Origin of the sequence: Vibrio sp. sp1 (assembly GCF_016920955.1) — a bacterium.
Classification (GTDB): domain Bacteria; phylum Pseudomonadota; class Gammaproteobacteria; order Enterobacterales; family Vibrionaceae; genus Vibrio; species Vibrio alginolyticus.
On sequence record NZ_CP060590.1, the window covers coordinates 1,207,088 to 1,224,255 of the forward strand.

Consider the following 17,168-nt stretch of genomic DNA (forward strand, 5'->3'; position numbering starts at 1 on the left):
CGTTTTCGTTGAGTAGAAGCGGCGTGATTAGAGGCCAGCGGCCATACGCTGCTTGGTTTTGCTCGCAGCAAGTAGCATGTATACGCCAGTCGCAACCAAAGCGGCAAACAAGTAGCCTAGTAAGCCGTGTTCTTGGCCCATAAATTTATCAGCGACAACTGGGCCAGCAACAGAGCCGATGCTGTAGCTAAACAGCATGACTTGTGTCGCAGAGACAATAAAGCGTTCATCAAGTCCTTCGCAACCTAAGTTGATTGCTATCGGGTACAAGGCAAAAGTAGCTGCACCTAAAAAGAATAATGCAGCAGCCAATACCACGGCTGACGAGGAAATAAAGGTCATACCGATCGAAAAAATACCCAAAATACAGAAAAACGCCATTAGCACTGTGCGGCTCATGTATTTGTTTAACGCGGTCACCATTGGTTGAACTAGCATGCCACCTAGAATCACTAGCGCCATCAATGTACCAATGTCTTGATGGCTAATTTTACGGTTAGTTAACTCAACTGGCATTAATCCGTAGATTGCACCTAAGGTCAAACCTGAAACAACACAACCAATAATTGCTGCATGGTTTAGTTTGGCAATTTGCTTAAATGATAAAGCGGTTGATTCATGGCTGTTTGGCTGCTCACACTCAATGAACATTAGCACCAGCATCGCCATTAGTATCAACGTCGTGATCGCAATAAACGGAACGCCGCCACTTACGCCAAGCACGCCAATACCAAACTGGCCTAATGCTGAACCACCATAAAGCGATAGCATGTACAAGCTCAAACGTTTCGCACGCGATGCTTCGTCTCCAGACATTAGCCAAGACTCAACAATGACAAAAACACCAGCAACCGCGATACCCGCAATAAAGCGAGCGGCAAGCCACATCAATCCGTTAGCAAACACGGGTAGTGTGACGATAGTTAGCGAAAATACGGCCAAGCAACCAATAAACGCGTTACGGTGACCAACTTGACGTACGATACGTTCAATAAAAATAGCACCGGTTAATAAGCCGCCATAAAACACACTCGCCAACCAACTCGCGTAATCTGCTGAGATGTTGTATTCACCGAGCATGAGAGGGATCAAGCTCATTAAATAGCCCGAAGCCACCGCATAAAGAGACAGTGCGACGACTGGAACTGTAACTCGTGGTGATGCTGCAGGAACGACTGTGTTTTCCACTGTTTTGCGCCTATAAGTTAAATGAAATCTAAGGGTTATTCGGCGCGAATATGACGCTAATAGTTAGGCAAGTAAAATGATAAATTTAAGTCGTTTCGATAAATAATATTTGTTAACTAGATAGGTTGATAAGTTGCATAAAAACGCCAACCTACAAACAAGGTTGGCGTGGAAGATTATTTAGTAAGTGCTTGATTTAACCATTGATCGAATTGAGTTTTAGGTAACGCACCATTGATCATATCAACGCGTTGACCATTCTTGAAAACCATAATGGTAGGAATACTGCGAATACCAAATTGCGTCGCAAGTTGTTGTTGAGCTTCGGTATCAATCTTAACAAAACGAGCCGTTCCGGCTTGCTCATGAGCAACATCAGAGAAAACAGGAGCAAAACCAACGCACGGGTTGCACCATGGGGCCCAAAAATCTACTACAACAGGCATATCACTTTGTAATAGAGCAGAAAAGTTATCTTGTGTACCTTCGATAGGCGAGCCGTCTAAAAGTGCACTTTTACATTTACCGCAAGTTGCAGATTCGGCAACGCGCTCATTAGGGACACGATTTAGACCGCCGCACGAAGGGCAGCGAGTTTTAAACGATGACATGACTTCTTCCTTTATTACGTATTGATGAAAACATGACTTACCAGTCAGCCTCATTATTTGTATACTTATTTTTTAACCTGCCGAAATAACGCAGCGCAGGTTTGTATTTGAGCCTAAGGTTCTAAGAAATTTTATTAAAATACAACAATAAATAGGTCTGCGATGACAAATTACTACGCTGAAATTACAGGTTGGGGGAAATGTGTTCCGCCAGCCGTGCTCTCTAACGATGATCTTAGCACTTTCCTCGATACTTCCGATGAGTGGATTCGTACCCGCACTGGTATCGAAAACCGCCGTATTAGTCATGTAAACACGTCAGACATGGCGACCGTTGCTGCTAAACATGCATTAGCTCGAGCAGGCGTCGATGCAACAGACGTGGATTTAATCATTGTGGCGACTTGTTCACCAGATTCATTGATTCCAAATATCGCGTCTAAGGTACAGCAGAACCTAGGTATTCGTGCAGCCGCTGCCTTTGACTTAAATGCCGCATGTACGGGATTTGTCTATGGCCTAGAAACGGGCACACGTTTGATTCAATCAGGTAACTATCGTAACGCGATCATTATTGGTGCGGAAAGATTGTCTTTCTACATCGATTGGGCAATGCGAGATACCGCTGTTCTATTTGGTGATGGTGCGGGCGCCGTTGTGTTATCAAGAACGGAAAAAGAAACGGGTTTACTACAGTCTCAAATCGGTTGTGACGCAAAAGGCCGCGATATTCTGTCCGTACCAAAGTTTGGTACTTGTATGGATCGCTTTGCGGAAGACAACGGTTACTGGGATTTCAACTTTGTAGGACAAGAAATTTTCAAACGTGCAGTAAAAGGCATGGGGCTAGCTGCGAAAACCGTACTGAAAGCATCACAGTTAACGACGGAACAAATCGATGTTGTGATTCCGCATCAAGCGAATATTCGTATTATTCAAACCTTGTGTGACCTGTCTGGAATTCCACACGACAAAGCGTTTGTTAACATTCAAAACTATGGCAATACTTCAGCTGCGACGGTGCCAATTGCATTGTGTGAAGCGGTAGAGCAAGGTCGAGTTAACCCAGGTGATAATATGCTTCTTGCTGCATTTGGTGCAGGTTTGACATGGGGTGCGGCAGTATTGAAATGGGGTGACCGCGTAACGCCAGTTTCTGAAAGTGATGCGGTTCTGCCTGAATGTGAGCAATCCGCGTTAGAATTACTTGAGCGTGCCATTAAGCTGTGTAACGAACGCCGTCGCGACGAGGTGTAACGGACACTCTGCAAACATAAGATGAGTAAGGGAGCGCGAGGCTCCCTTATTTGATGATGCGTTCTACAGCTAACCTGAAAAATATCTTAAGCCATAAAACCCAGGTTTGAATGAGTAAAATTACGGATGTTCGGGAAGACGTATTCCAGTGCAGCGTTATCACTCACGCCCATCCACTGCGCTAGTGTTGAACCAACTTGATCAGCGGCAATTTTGGGTATGAGTCGGCCTTGAGAGTAATCATCGTTTCCGCCCAGTATTAGTTCCGGCCATGTACCGATAGGTTGTTTCCCATTTACCGCGCCTCCAATTAATAGTTGATGGCCACCCCAGCCATGATCGGTACCATTTCCGTTGCTCATCATCCGTCGACCGAAGTCAGACATAGTGAAAGAGGTGACTTGCTTGTTTAGCCCTAACCGTTCGACCGCACGATACATTGCTAAAAGGTTTGTCGCGAGATCCTCAAGTAACACTGGATGACGTGTCAGTTGCGAATCGTGCAGGTCATACCCAGAGTGTTTAACGAAAAAGACTTGTCGTTGCTGCTTCAGGACATCTTGGCTTGCTATCAATTTGTACACGGTTTGCATCTGCTTGCCGAGCGTCGATGACGTAAACAGCGGCTCGTCAGCAATGTGGTTGAGTTGCTCGCTCAGTACACTACTCATTACCATCGACTCATCAACCATCAAATTAAAATGACCATTAAATGGATTGTCAGTTTGATGAGAGAGAAGGCGATCATAGATCCCCTTGTATAGCGGGTTATCAATCGCGGTAAGCTGAACTGCGCGATCTTTTTTCAGGACGGTTTGGCGGTGTTCCATTGCCCGTAACCAAAGCGAGTTGCCATGCACACTGTATAGCGGTGTTATTTCTGATTCAGAGTTTAATACATCCAACATTCTGCCAGCCCAACCAAGATTTTTAGACTCGCTCATTCCACCAAGTAACCAAGCGTCTGTTTGAGAATTATGAGAAAACAGTTGCTCGGGAAGTGATGCTTCACCTTGCTCAATAGCTTGTTTGGTGACGGGATGGTTGAGAATGCCACTATTGAGCACGATGCTGGCATCGCCTTGTTCGAAAACGGAAGTTAACGCATTTAACTTGGGGTGTAAGCCGAGCTTCACTGGGTGATTTGAGCTATCGACAGCACTCAAATTGATAGGGAGTATGTCTTCTTTGGCGACAGAGAGTGGCCCTCTGACTTTGGAATATTGATGATAGTGCGCCTCCGATAATGGCAGTATGGTGTTGAATGCATCGTTTCCGCCTGCTAAATACACACATATTAATGCTCGAAAGTCATTGGATGGCGCTGCGAGAGAGTAACCTGGCAGACTAAGAGAGGCTAGTGCGCCCATCGATAGCGTGCTTTGTATAAAATGTCGTCGTGAAATATCCATAATTCACTCCTAATCCTGAATATAAAATTCGTCGCCAGAAATGGCGGTAAATATCACTAGAGCGAGTTTTGTTGTTGGCACATAGTCCCCACGATAATCATTCAGGGCGGTGAGCATGAGCTCTTTCAATTCAGCAGAAGCCGTTCCAGCAAAGAAACGCTCGTTAACCAATTCGACTAAGGCACGGTGATCGTCCAGAAGAAGATAAAACTCGTTAAGATCGAAGTGGTAGGAATCACCACCTCCTCTACGAGTGCTGGTTAACATATAGTTGACCAAATCGGTATAAACAGACCAATTGAGAAGTTCATACTCTGGAGAGTTAATACCAGACTCCGTAAACTCGTTAGACGGCTGATAGTCTGGAGAGTAAAAATTAAACACGGAAGGAGAACGAAGCGGCCCTTGATTAGCGATGTTCATCATCGTTGTTGCGTCTTCGTAACGTGATCCTTTAATCGTAAAACCTGATGCTCGATGAAAATTAGTCAGGACCAGTATCGGTTCTTTCACTTTTATAGGCGGGGTATCCGTCATCCCTAATGCTTCAGGGTCGAGCAATATGGCTCGAACAACGGCGGTTAGATCGCCTTTTTCTCCTTCCCCATTGTTGTTAAATATCGTAGCAACACGCGCGACGTACTCTGGGCTTGGATTTGAACTGACCAAACGTTGGATAAGTAACTTTGAAACAAATGGAGCAACATTTGGGTGAGACATCAACATATCAATCACTTTTGAAAGCTCTTCTTGTGCGGTTAGACCCGATGGGATCACATTCCCTAGAAATCGCTTCTCGCCGGTGTCGTGTCTTTGACTGATAACTCGCATCGGTTTCACGAATGCGATGTCGGAATTTTTCCATCCAGTTAATGCTCGCGCGAGCTCTTGAATATCAGTTTGATTGTACGTGGGGATAGGTTTGCCTGTTGCGTGGTTTAGCTTTTTACTGCCATCTAAATTGAGTTCATACAAACCGATAGTGAATAACTGCATTAACTCTCGAGCAAAGTTCTCATCGGGAAGCGTTCCTGTCGCACTATTTTCTTTTGCACTACCGAGCATAGACAAATAGCTCCCCATGACTGGATGGATGGAAACGTCATACAACAGGTCTCGGTAGTTGCCAAACGCATGCTCAACCAACAGATCGTAGTAATTCACTAACCCTGTAGGTTTGCTGGAAAGAACGCCGCCATAACGAGAAACGACTACGATCTGACTCAATGCATAAGCCGTTCGCTGTCTGAGCTGATCTTCAGCAGTAACAACAATCTGATACCAAGCATTTTCTCGGTTTGACTGTAGGCCTTTAGAAAAAGGCGTTTGATAAAGTGGTTGATGGTAGGTTGCTGGCAGGTTGATTTGTTTCTGTATCCAGTCCTCTAACCCGTTTTCCCTAACCTCATTAATTAACGCAGGAGTTGGTCCAAAAGAGGTTTGATAGAGAAAACGCGCAACGGTTTGATCGGATGGGGATTGCTGTATTTGTGCTGATACATTAGGCACATGGCTCAGCAATAAGATAGCCAATCCTAGTACCCAAGCAGAGATTTTATTTAGCTTCTGACGTCTCATAGTTAACTCGCTTACCCGAAGTAACGATTTAAGTCCATTTAACGGGAGTTATTAAGCTCTTTTGAGCTGTTTAGTAAATTTATGAAAATCAAGCAGCTGCATAGGCGAGTATAGTAGCTATAAGTGGTGAACAAAAAACTCAAACGATGAATTTGGTACTATAGTGCTAGAAGTTTTTGATGCTATTTTTTCTAAGATACTGATATTAAATATGGCCAATGAAGAGTAACAAGCAGAGATATCGCAATGGATATAGAAGGGGGACAGCTAAAGTACTGTTAACAAGAGATTGGTATGTTTGTTAAGGCTTAAGTTAGTTTCAAGAAATTATTGAGCCAATAAATAAAGTCCATTGGTTTGCACAAGAGAAAACCACACGGATGTTCTCTTGTACAAAGCAACAAAGGTTATTTTCGGGCAAGCTTATGGTGAGCACGAGAAAAGTGATCGGCACAAAATGCGCCCACGATCGAGAGTTCGCCAGCCAGACAAAGCGCAGCTGCGACTTCGGCTAACGCTTTCGCATTGCCGTTGCCGTGCAAACCCAAAATATCCAAACATGCTTTTTGTGTTGGAAGGCCAGTACCACCACCAACCGTCCCCACCATGATGTTTGGCAAGGTCACGCACGCGTACAAGTTGCCTTGAGCGTCCACATCCATACGAGTGATTCCAATGGCAGACTCTGCAACGCAAGCGGCATCTTGACCACAAGCAATGTACAGCGCGGCAAGCGCGTTTGCGTAATGCGCGTTGACGCCAATTGTCCCGCTAAGTAAACCGCCCACTGTAGTCATTTTGCCAAATTGAACCATAGACTCCGGCGTCGTATGCAGATATTTTTCCACCAACTCAGCAGGAATGGTCACTTCGGCGGATACTTTCTTACCGCGTACCGAGCGCAGTGTGTGCGCGTTTGGTTTTTTGTCGCCTGATAAGTTGCCATCCAAGAATGCTTGAGTTGGTTTGATTGGGCTGGTCGCCAAAATATGATGGAACACTTCGTTTGTTGCGATGGTCACCATGTTTTGTCCGGAAGCGTCACCAGTCACGTATTCAAAGACCAAATAAACGTGGTTTCCTTCGATATTTACATTGATGTCTTTGAGTTTGCCATGTGAGGTGGTGGATTCCGCAATTTGACGAAATGCGTCAAACTGGGTCACAACCCAACTGACGAACTGGCCAGCGTCGGCAAGGTTATTAAAGGCGAACACTGGCGTTCGGCTCACCCCTTCACTCAGCAACAATGCGCTCGCGCCACCAGCGGCGGTAATAAGATTTGCGCCACGGTTGTAGGAAGCGACTAACGCGGCTTCTGTCGTTGCGAGCGGAACCAAAAAGTCATCGTTCGCATACAAGCCGTTGACGCGCAAAGGGCCTGCAATGCCGACCGGCACATTAACAGTACCAATGAAGTGCTCGATGTTGTTGGAGTAAGCATCGCAATGTGACTGCGTGAAAGGATCAAGGAGATGATCTTTATTGGTCACGTGTTCCAATACTTGCCAACGGCGCGCCAAATGCTTATCCGACAGGCCAGGGCTTAAGCAGAGACGTTTCTCTGGCTTGTGAAACTTCGGTTCTAATGCCGATTGAATCTTACTGCTGGTTTCGATATCGGAAAGGGCGGAGCTTTGAACAGGGTTATCTTGGTTTAACTTCGGCATACAAACGTTAACTGAAAAATCGAACCAGAGATTGTAGTGATTGAGGCTTTGATTACAACGTTGATTATACGTTTTGCAACAAATACCACTGTGCAAGCGCCTTTATTATCCAAGTGATTTGATATTGGAGCGACGAATTTACCGGACATAAATGGGTTTTGACAATGAATGTTGCAGTAAATGGCAGATCCGGGAGGTTATGCCTCTTAGAGAAACTGGCCTGTAGGTGTTTGGATTCGACAAGGTGTAAGCATGAGTGCCTTAAAAGCGGAATGGTTCAATCTATGAAAGGAATAAATTGTCTAACCCAGTCCCTTGGGTCAGACGTTAGTTTGAATCAGTTATTCAAAAACTAGTTGAAGGCGCGAGCCACACGTCCCGCACTTTGAATACGGTAATGACCAACGTAAGCAGGAACAAATACAGATTGTCCTTTCGAGGCAGTTAACGTCTCACCGTTATCACTGATGAGTGTCAGGTCGGCATCAATCGCCATCAAAATCTCTGCGCTATTGGCATCAACCACTTCATTGTTCGGTTGGTTAAGAATGCTGAAACTAAAGTCTGCCACTGGAACGGGGTAAAGGCTCTGGCAACCATTGGCATTGGGTTTTAGGACAAGGCTGTGAAACGGCTTAGGCACAAAGTCTGTGCATTTAACCAGTTCTTCAACATCCATATGTTTCTGCGTGAGTCCTGCACGCAAAACGTTATCTGAGTTCGCCATGATCTCTAATCCCGTACCTTTAATGTAAGCGTGTGGCGTTCTTGCGCTCAGGAACATGGCTTCGCCAGGTTGCAGCGTGATGACATTCAACAGTAATGGCGCAAACAAGCCGACATCGCCAGGGTATTGAGTGGATAGATCCAAGATGAGCTGGAAAACGTCGTTGTTAGTACCTTGCTCTGATTGGTCTGAAGCTTGGGCAAGAAGCTGTTTCAGTGCACGCTCTTTTGTTTCGCCTTCCATGGTCAGAATGTGCACAAAGAAATCGCGTAAACCTTGTGAGTTGATTTCGCGTTTGAATGCATCTAGCGGTGTGCGTAGCTCATTGATATCGCAAAGGCCAAATGCCTCAATAATCTCGTCATACGAACGAAAACCGTTCATGGCTTGGTAACTTGTCAGCGCGTACACCAACTCAGGTTTATGGTTTGGATCCTTGTAGTTACGATGGCTTGCGTTTAGTGGGATCCCGGCACTTTGTTCTTTTTCGAAGCCTATTTCGGCATCTTGTTTGCTTGGGTGAACTTGAATCGACAGTGCATGTTCGGCCGCTAAGATCTTAAACAGAAAGGGCAGGTCGCCAAATTTCGCTGCGGTTTCTGCTGATAAGTAAGCGGGTTGGTTTTGTTTGATCAGTTCAGACAAAGGCAGCGTGTTTTGCTCAACCTGAACTTCAGAGCAGCCGTTTGGGTGAGTACCCATCCATACTTCTGCTTGAGGCTCATTCGTTTCGTTAGAAAAGCCAAACAAATCGTGAATAGAAGAGGTGCTTCCCCAGGCGTAGTTTTGGATTTTGTTGTTCATTTGAAAGAAGCTATGCGATGAAATAGTGTTCAAATTCATGAATTTTTCCCATAGTTAACCCTCCGAACTGAATCGGAAGAAAAATTGAGCAGAGATACGTTAAATAAGGAGGGCGAGCGCGGTTAGGTCACTCGCCAATTTGCCCTAAGGGCGATAAGTCGATTTACAACCGAGGCTTTGGTTCGAGTGGTTTTCGTGATGGCTGCGCTTGCAAAAATGGCAGCAACAAAAGGCCAATGACGGCTGCACAAACTGAAATGATGATGAAGAAACCCGTCCAATGATATTCTTCAAGAATTAACGCCAGTGGATAACCAGACAATGCTGCGCCCATGTAGGCGAACAAGCCCACGAATCCTGTTGCCGCGCCGGCAGAATCTTTGTGAGAGCACTCCGCCGCCGCCATACCGATCAGCATTTGTGGTCCAAAGACAAAGAAGCCGATGGAGAACAATCCCGCCGCTTGGAATGCAAAGTTGGTCAGAGGCATCAGCCAAAGCGCAGAGACAGATAAGAAAATCCCAATCGCGAACAGCAAGTTCATTGGCCCACGGTTACCGCCAAAGAGTTTGTCTGAGCCCCAACCCGCAACCAATGAACCAACAAAACCGCCGATTTCAAACATAGACAGAGCAGCGTTGGCGTTAATCAGGCTATAGTGATGCTGCTCGGTCAAGTACAGGTTTCCCCAGTCATTGATTGCGGTACGAACGATGTAAACCAACACATAACTGAACGCGAGCAGCCAGATGTATTTGTTGTTAAATACGTACGATTTCAGAATTTCGCGGTAGGTGAGGCCACGTCCGTAATTTTCTTGCGCAAGTTCTAGTGCGTCGTTGCGCCATTGACCGACACTTGGTAAACCCATTGTTGTGGGTTTGTCGCGCAATCGCCAACAAACGAATAGACCGAGCAATACCCCGATGATGCCGGGTAGAATAAAACCTTCACGCCAGCTGTAGTGCAACGTCAAATAGCCCACCAAAATAGGGATCAGCGCGCCACCAACGTTGTGTGCGGTGTTCCAAATCGCCCATAAGAAGCCACGCTCGGAACGTGAATACCAAGTGGTTAACAGCTTGGAGCATGAAGGCCAGCCCCAGCCTTGGAACCACGCGTTTAAGATCCACAGAGTAATGAAAGCCGCGAGTGAGCTAGAAAAACCGAACGCGATATTGACCAGACCTGTCGCAATCAATCCTAATCCCATGAAATAACGAGGATTAGAGCGATCCGAAATCGTGCCAGAAATAAACTTCGAACAGCCGTAAGTAATGTAGAAAAGTGTACCGATAAGACCCAAATCGCCTTTATCTAAGCCAAGATCGGTAATCATCGCTGGTGCGGCGTAGTTAAAGGTCTTACGGGTAAAATAGAAACCTGCGTAGCCGATGTACATCCCCAACATAATGTGCAAACGCCAATGGTGGTAACGCTGGTCGATTTGCTCGTTGCTCAGGCTCGGTTGAGTAAATTTAGGTGAACGTAAAAATCCAAACATCTTGAGTTACACCTTAGGTAAAGTAATGCTGATTTGTGTGCCGATCATTTGATCGCTGGTGGAGTAGATAACGATTTTTCCACCTAACGCGTGCACACGCTCTTGCATGCCGCGAACGCCCATGCCGTTCATGCTGTCCTGAACTTTGAAACCGACACCATCATCGTGAATCATCAGTGACACCGCAGCTTCTCCAATTGTCAGTTCAATATTGATCAACTGCGCTTCTGCGTACTTGGCTGCGTTATTCAATGACTCTTGGCATAAACGGAATAGGGTGACTTTGAGTGTGTCACTCAGGCTGGTGTAATCGCCTTGCCAGTTCAGTTGAACATTCGTTCCGTGATTGGCGAATTCCATCTCTCGCGTCAGTTGCTCGACGGATTCTTTCAAGTCCAAATCATCCAGCATTTTGGGTCTTAGCTTGCTCAACAGTCGCTTAGTGGTGTCGTACACGTTGAGCGAAAGCCCTTCGATCATGTCCGCGCAACCAACGCGTGTTTCTGCGTTGTTCACTCGTTTAATGATGTTGGCTTGTGTGCGGATTGCCGTGATGTTCTGTCCGATTTCGTCATGTAGCTCGCGCGCAATATCGCGTCTTACCGATTCTTCCGCTTTGATAAGCTGGCGAGACAAATTCTGATTGCGCGCAAGTTCGCCGCGCAGTTTGTGATTGAGGTCTTTTTGTTTCTGAACCCCTAAGCCGAGCATAATGCCGGTGATGGTTTGCGCCGAGAGAGATAATAACAAATCGGTGATTTCTAGATTTGATACGCCGCTACGAGCCGCAATCAGCGCTATGCTGTTGAGCATGGTGGCGAGCAGAGCACCTTGCCAGCCGTAACGCAGAGCAAGCACGATGATTGGAATCGCCATACAAAATGGCGCAAATCGTTTTAGCTCTTCAGGCAAGCTGGTTTGCACCAAAATACTGCCGATCAAAAGTAGCGCATAAAGCACGATATGACGCACCTGAAATACAACGGCATTACTAAGTAGGAGAGAGCTAAGCGGAGACCAACGACTTTGGAACAAATAACTCCATAACAAGTAGCACATAGGCACCACGAGCAAGCCTCCAGAAATGCTAGCCAGCCATACCATGTAAACCGAAGGAACGTGAAAACCAACGGCCATCACATTAATAAACGCGTTAATGATAATGACTGCGCTCATCACGGCTAAATGGCGGTTTTGGTCTCCGTAGTAGTATTTTTTCGCAATCAGTGTGACAGGGATGCTGGCAACACTGGCGATCAGCACTGTGAGCCATTGAGGTTGCTCTAATAGGGTCGCAAGTGCAATCGTCAGCGCCCATTCTGATACGTAGATTGTTGGCCAGTACGCGGTGCGAGTGTGCAGCGCAATCCCCAATCGTAAGGCGAATGGGAAAAGCAGAATGGCGAGCTCTGGATCGTTGACAAAGTAGTAGGCGATCACCCACAAACAGAACCAAGCACAGGCCATAACAAACAGACCACAAATCGTTGTGACAGAATAGGCTCGCATTAAAAGGACTCTTGAGAAAATAGTTTGGCGAGCTCAACGTTGTTTTTCACGCCGAGTTTGTCGATGGCATTCGCACGATGCACATGCACGGTCTTGTGGCTCAAGCCAAGCTCTGCCGCGACAGACTTTACATCCAACCCGGTCGCAAGTAGCTGACATACCTCGTTTTCACGTTTTGTCAGTTGGCATAGAGAGGTGGTGTTGTCGCTAGGCGTTGCAAGTTTAAGTGCAATATCTGATGTGAGGTAACAGCCGCCAGAAGCACTGGTTCTCACGGCTTGAATAAGTTCGTCTGGGCTACAGCGTTTACTAAGATAGCCTTTTGCACCTAGCTTTAGTGATTTTTCCACCATCGCAGGGGAGTCATGCACGCTAAGCATCACGCAGGCAATGCCAGTTGGTATTTCGCTAAGAAAGTTTAAGCCGCTTTCATCTGGCATGGAGATATCTAGGATGACGACATGAGGGTGTACCGCAGGCAAGCCTTTGCGCGCTTCGGCGACAGAGCCGAATTCACCGACAACGGTAATATCACTTTCTAAATTTAATAATTGTGCGAAACCTGAACGCACGATGACGTGATCATCAACTAGAGCAACATGAATCATTATTACAACCAAATAGAGCAGACGACTAACAACAATAAGCTCCAACAGGAGCCAATAGAAAAACCTTTAATGATACTGAATTGATCAACTCATTTTAATGATCTTGCGCGCTTTACCGAAGTAAAGCGCGCAGAGAAGTTAGGCTTGGTTTTGTGCAAGTTGAAGCTTCTTCGCGTGTCGAATCTTCTTCTCTTCCGCGATAGCGACGAAAGCAAGCAAAACAATACAAATCATGGCGGAGGTATCTAGGGCTGCGAAGGTACCTTTCCAACCTGTTAAGCCGAAGATAGGTGTACCGTCTGCAATCATACCGAGACCAAGTTTCGCGAAGCTGTCACCGATTAGGTAAGCGAATGTACCTTTTACGCCGTCAGCCACACTGATTGCTTTTTTAGGGACAAAACCAACCGCGGCAACACCGATAAGAAGTTGCGGACCAAACACCAAGAAGCCCAATACAAATAGAGAGGCTAAGTACATGAACTCGCTAGTGGCGTGTTGGTAGAACTCAAGCGATACGATGATCAAACCAAGAGACACACAAGCAACCAATGCGCGGCGACCGTTTGCTAAGTCAGATAAGTAACCCCACATCAAAGTACCCACAAGCGCACCGACTTCGAATAGAGTAAAGCCAGAGATTGCCGTTTCTTTTGACAGACCAAGCTCTTGGTACGCGTATACCGTTGACCATTGGTCGATACCGATACGAACGATGTAAAGGAAGATGTTGGCAAAGCAAAGTAGCCAGATAACTTTGTTTTTAAGAACGTATTCAACAAAGATTTCTTTTTTGGTCATCTGGTTTTCTTCAGCGGCGGTGTCTTCTTCACTCACTGCTTCATCGAAAAGTTCTTCTACTTTACCTAGACCGTAAGCTTCTGGAGAGTCGCTACCAAAGCGCATACCGATAAAACCAACGATGATCGCGATGATAGAAGGGAACACGAACATGCCGATTACGTGGCCGTCGAATAGGTAGTTGGCACCGAAAAGAGCAACACCCGCTGCGCCCGCACCACCAACGTTGTGTGACATGTTCCACAAGCCTAGGTAAGAGCCGCGTTTGTTACGAGGTGTCCATTTTGTAATGGTTGAGTAACTAGAAGGGCCACCAGTACTTTGGAAGAAACCACTCAGAGCGTAGAAAGCCACCATCAAGAACAGGCTTGCACTACCGCCGCCCATGCTGAAGCTGAAACCAAGCATTGCAAGACCAGAAAGGATCAGCATAAAAGGGAGGAATTGCTTGGTGTTCTTACCGTCAGCGTAGTAAGAGACAACGGTTTTACCGATGCCGTATGTGATGGAGAAGCCAAGGCCAATAAGACCTAGGTCTGTCATGCTCAAACCGTAAGTTGAGATCATGTCGTTTTGCGCGACATTGAAGTTCTTACGAATCAAGTACATGGTTAGGTAGCCGATAAATACGACCAAGTAAGATTGGATGAACGGTTTAAACCACATCTTTCTTCTAACTTCGACAGGAAGATCGAGGGTCGGCTTCCGCACCTGTTCGAGGAATTTTAACATGATGAACTCTCTTGTAATTGTTTTAGAAACACAACGGAGGCCGTTATGCGCTCTTGTTACCTTTGACTGAGCGGAATTCTAGAGAGTGGTTTTGTGAGGCACATGAGATGGTTGCCTAGATCGGCTAGGAAAAATTCCTAGAAATGCCTAGGAAGGCGGAAAAGCGTGAAAAGAGTCACACAAAATCCTTACTAATTTATGGGTTTTTGACTGGTTTCTTATCGGATTGGAAAGCGTTCAAATGCAAGCAGGTTAATATACGCAAGCTTAGTGCTGACAAGGGGTGAGTACGTTTGGTTGGAAGAATAGTGTCTCGTTGCTAGCTATCAATCGCGAATGAGAAACAAACAACAGAGACCCAGAGGTCTCCGTTAGAAATATTAGGAATTCGGCTAGGTTGACGTGTTAAGGCGCAGGGCTGTATAGACGCGGCGAGCCGTATTTTGGCAAGTGAATTAGGTTCAAATGGTTTCTTCTTGCCCATTCGACGGTTAACGCTGTAGGTGCAGATAAGCAAACCAGAGTGGGGATACGCGCGCGAACGGCTTTGTGGATCAACTCTAAGCTGCAACGGCTTGTCATGATAGCGAAGCCACTTTGAGGCTCGATGTGATTGTTGGCCAATGCGCCAATCAACTTATCTAGCGCGTTGTGACGGCCGATGTCCTCTCGGCACAACTTGATGTTGCCTTGTAAATCTGCAAATAAAGCGGCGTGTAACGCGCCAGATTCACGTGCGGCTTCTTGATGCAGTGCGACTTTGTCTCGCAGCCCTTCAAATACATCGGAGCGCGGAGGAAGAGACGGTGTCAGCGGTGCTAAATCAGGCAAAGCTTGTTCCAGAGCCTCGACACCACAAATGCCGCATCCGGTTGTGCCAGCAAGATTTCGGCGTTGTGTTTTTAACGCCCAGAAAGCGCGGTTGCTGATTTCCACTTCCGCATAGTGAGATTCGTGATCGCCGCCAATTTCAATGTCTTTGATCTCTTTGAAATCGTGGACGATGCCTGTGCTTAGGCTAAACCCTTTCACGAAGTCTTCCAGATGGCCTGGCGTCACCATCATGACCGCTTGGCTAATGCCGTTGTAGCTGATAGCTAAGGCGGATTCACTCGCCAGCGACATTTGTTGCACTGGGCGGCCATCAATCAATTCTCGGTAATTGAACGCACTTGGTCGAGGTGGTGCTTGATTGAAATCGGACAGTTCAAAATAAGATTGAGTAGTACATCTCATGAAATCACCTCATAAGCCGTTATGTATGCCAAAAATTGACGTGTGGATTCTTGTTATCGATTGAATATGTTTTTTGCTTCTGCGAAGCACTGATCGGTTAGCGCGGAGAAGGGTTCTTGTTTTCGCTTTAACAAACCTAGCGGGGCGTGAACGGCGGCTTCTTCGATAGGGATAATGCGAAGCGTATCGTTCAACTCTTCCAATCCACAATTCAGCGGCATAATGGCGCAACAAAGGCCACTGGTTACTGCTTGGATCAAGTGAAAGGTGGAGTTACTTTCAATGACGGTTTGCGGAACCAGCCCTTTACTCACAAAGCTAAGATCAATGGAGTGGCGATAGTGCATACCCTTTGAAAGCAGCCCTAGCGGAATGTTATTGAGTGACTCCCACAACACTTCAGATTCGGCAAAATCAAAATGACGCTCATCGAATAAAACGCCAAGTTTGGTTGAATCTAGCTCGATAACATCGAAGTAAGCGGTGTTGACTTGATCGACATAACACATCCCCAAATCCAGTTGATTGCGATTGAGTTGGTCTATGATCTGTTCGGTCGTCATGGAGAGTATTTGAAAGCGTAACTCAGGGAACTGTTGAGCTAATGGTTTGAGCAATTGCATAGGGTTTTGGCTGGCGAGTGGCACCATTCCAAGCCGAAGAGAGCCGACCAACTGACCACGGCAGTTGGCGGCTTCGGCTTGCAATCCATCATGAGCTGCTAAGACGGTTTTTGCCCAAGCTAAAATGCGTTCTCCGGCTTCAGTAAATCCTTCAAATCGTTGACTTCTTTGGATTAATTCGAGATCGAGTTCTTCCTCTAAGCTCCGGATTCTCATGGACAAGGTAGGCTGCGTAATGTGGCACAATGCGGCGGCTTGACCAAAGTGTTTGGTCTGTTCAAGTGCGATGAGATATTTAAGTTGTTTGATATCCATAATGGCTTGTTAACCTTGCGTTGTGAGTCACATGTACGGGGGAACTCCCTAAAAAGGGCACAGCACTACCGTACTTTTTAAGCGCTGGAGCGTTTTAACTGGGGAATGGAAAACCAAAACCAAGTCAAGAATAAAACCACACTCAAAATTGATCTGAATCAAGGCTATTCCTGATATTAATTAGGGTCAAATTTAAAGTATCTATAGTGTGATAGATATTATCTATTATCAAGAGGGCCGATTTTATTGAGTTCGTTAAGCGAACTAGGTGGAATCGAATGGGAAAACGATTAACCTCATAAATTGTATTGATTAAAAATGTGATGACCGTCAGTGGAAAAAATCGTCATAGATTTTGTTTATCACTCGGTCAGGATTATCAATTGGACGCATATTGAATATCGACTTAATCTTTGATTTAGATCAAGATGCAGCAATGCGAATTGAATCTACCAGTCTTAGAAACAGTAGGCGGGTATCCGATATCAAGAATCTAGATAAGTAAACGCTCGGACAAGCGAGAGCGTGTTGAGTGGTTACTTATTTGGATTAAAAAATACATGGATTAGAAACTAAGCCCTTCAATACTTCCG

At 46.0% G+C, this 17,168-nt stretch carries 13 protein-coding genes; 1 reads left to right on the top strand and 12 read right to left on the bottom strand.

Annotated features, from left to right (window positions below; all coding sequences use genetic code 11):
• Positions 1-27: 27 nt before the first annotated feature.
• Both H9L11_RS20825 and trxC read right to left on the bottom strand, forming a co-directional pair.
• Entirely contained in the window at positions 28-1,188 is a 1,161-nt protein-coding gene (locus tag H9L11_RS20825) for an MFS transporter (RefSeq protein WP_033907039.1), read from the bottom strand.
• A 176-nt stretch (positions 1,189-1,364) separates the two neighbouring features.
• Positions 1,365-1,799: a thioredoxin TrxC gene (gene trxC, locus H9L11_RS20830; protein ID WP_005387991.1), complete on the bottom strand. Its 435-nt coding sequence runs from the start codon at positions 1,797-1,799 to the stop codon at positions 1,365-1,367.
• 162 nt (positions 1,800-1,961) lie between these two features.
• Here trxC and H9L11_RS20835 point away from each other — a divergent pair, with 162 nt between their 5' ends.
• Positions 1,962-3,056 carry a ketoacyl-ACP synthase III gene (locus H9L11_RS20835; protein ID WP_053349917.1) on the top strand — a complete coding sequence of 365 codons (1,095 nt, stop codon included), beginning with the start codon at positions 1,962-1,964 and terminating at the stop codon, positions 3,054-3,056.
• 86 nt (positions 3,057-3,142) lie between these two features.
• Here H9L11_RS20835 and H9L11_RS20840 read toward each other — a convergent pair whose 3' ends face one another.
• From H9L11_RS20840 to H9L11_RS20885, 10 genes are all read right to left on the bottom strand, one after another.
• Positions 3,143-4,468 carry a DUF1501 domain-containing protein gene (locus H9L11_RS20840; protein WP_170890083.1) on the bottom strand — a complete coding sequence of 442 codons (1,326 nt, stop codon included), beginning with the start codon at positions 4,466-4,468 and terminating at the stop codon, positions 3,143-3,145.
• 9 nt (positions 4,469-4,477) lie between these two features.
• A complete protein-coding gene (locus H9L11_RS20845; RefSeq protein ID WP_064369239.1) occupies positions 4,478-6,046 on the bottom strand; it encodes a DUF1800 domain-containing protein in 1,569 nt (522 codons plus the stop codon).
• Between the two features lie 407 nt (positions 6,047-6,453).
• A complete protein-coding gene (locus H9L11_RS20850; protein ID WP_047101062.1) occupies positions 6,454-7,716 on the bottom strand; it encodes a hydroxymethylglutaryl-CoA reductase in 1,263 nt (420 codons plus the stop codon).
• A 352-nt stretch (positions 7,717-8,068) separates the two neighbouring features.
• Positions 8,069-9,286, bottom strand: coding sequence for a mannose-6-phosphate isomerase, class I (gene manA / locus H9L11_RS20855; RefSeq protein WP_005376084.1), 1,218 nt, complete (start codon positions 9,284-9,286; stop codon positions 8,069-8,071).
• Positions 9,287-9,410: 124 nt separating this feature from the next.
• A complete protein-coding gene (locus H9L11_RS20860; RefSeq protein WP_064369240.1) occupies positions 9,411-10,751 on the bottom strand; it encodes an MFS transporter in 1,341 nt (446 codons plus the stop codon).
• Positions 10,752-10,757: 6 nt separating this feature from the next.
• Entirely contained in the window at positions 10,758-12,260 is a 1,503-nt protein-coding gene (gene uhpB / locus H9L11_RS20865; RefSeq protein ID WP_205391161.1) for a signal transduction histidine-protein kinase/phosphatase UhpB, read from the bottom strand.
• Positions 12,260-12,868, bottom strand: coding sequence for a transcriptional regulator UhpA (gene uhpA, locus H9L11_RS20870; protein WP_005376090.1), 609 nt, complete (start codon positions 12,866-12,868; stop codon positions 12,260-12,262). The genes uhpB and uhpA overlap by 1 nt, the downstream gene beginning before the upstream one ends.
• A 138-nt stretch (positions 12,869-13,006) precedes the next feature.
• The gene (gene uhpT, locus H9L11_RS20875) at positions 13,007-14,401 is read right to left on the bottom strand and encodes a hexose-6-phosphate:phosphate antiporter (RefSeq protein WP_021707729.1); all 1,395 of its coding nucleotides are present in this window, start codon (positions 14,399-14,401) and stop codon (positions 13,007-13,009) included.
• Positions 14,402-14,806: 405 nt separating this feature from the next.
• On the bottom strand, positions 14,807-15,637 hold the full coding sequence (gene fdhD / locus H9L11_RS20880) for a formate dehydrogenase accessory sulfurtransferase FdhD (RefSeq protein WP_205391162.1): 831 nt from the start codon (positions 15,635-15,637) through the stop codon (positions 14,807-14,809).
• Positions 15,638-15,690: 53 nt separating this feature from the next.
• On the bottom strand, positions 15,691-16,575 hold the full coding sequence (locus H9L11_RS20885) for a LysR family transcriptional regulator (protein ID WP_005460961.1): 885 nt from the start codon (positions 16,573-16,575) through the stop codon (positions 15,691-15,693).
• Positions 16,576-17,168 lie beyond the last annotated feature (593 nt).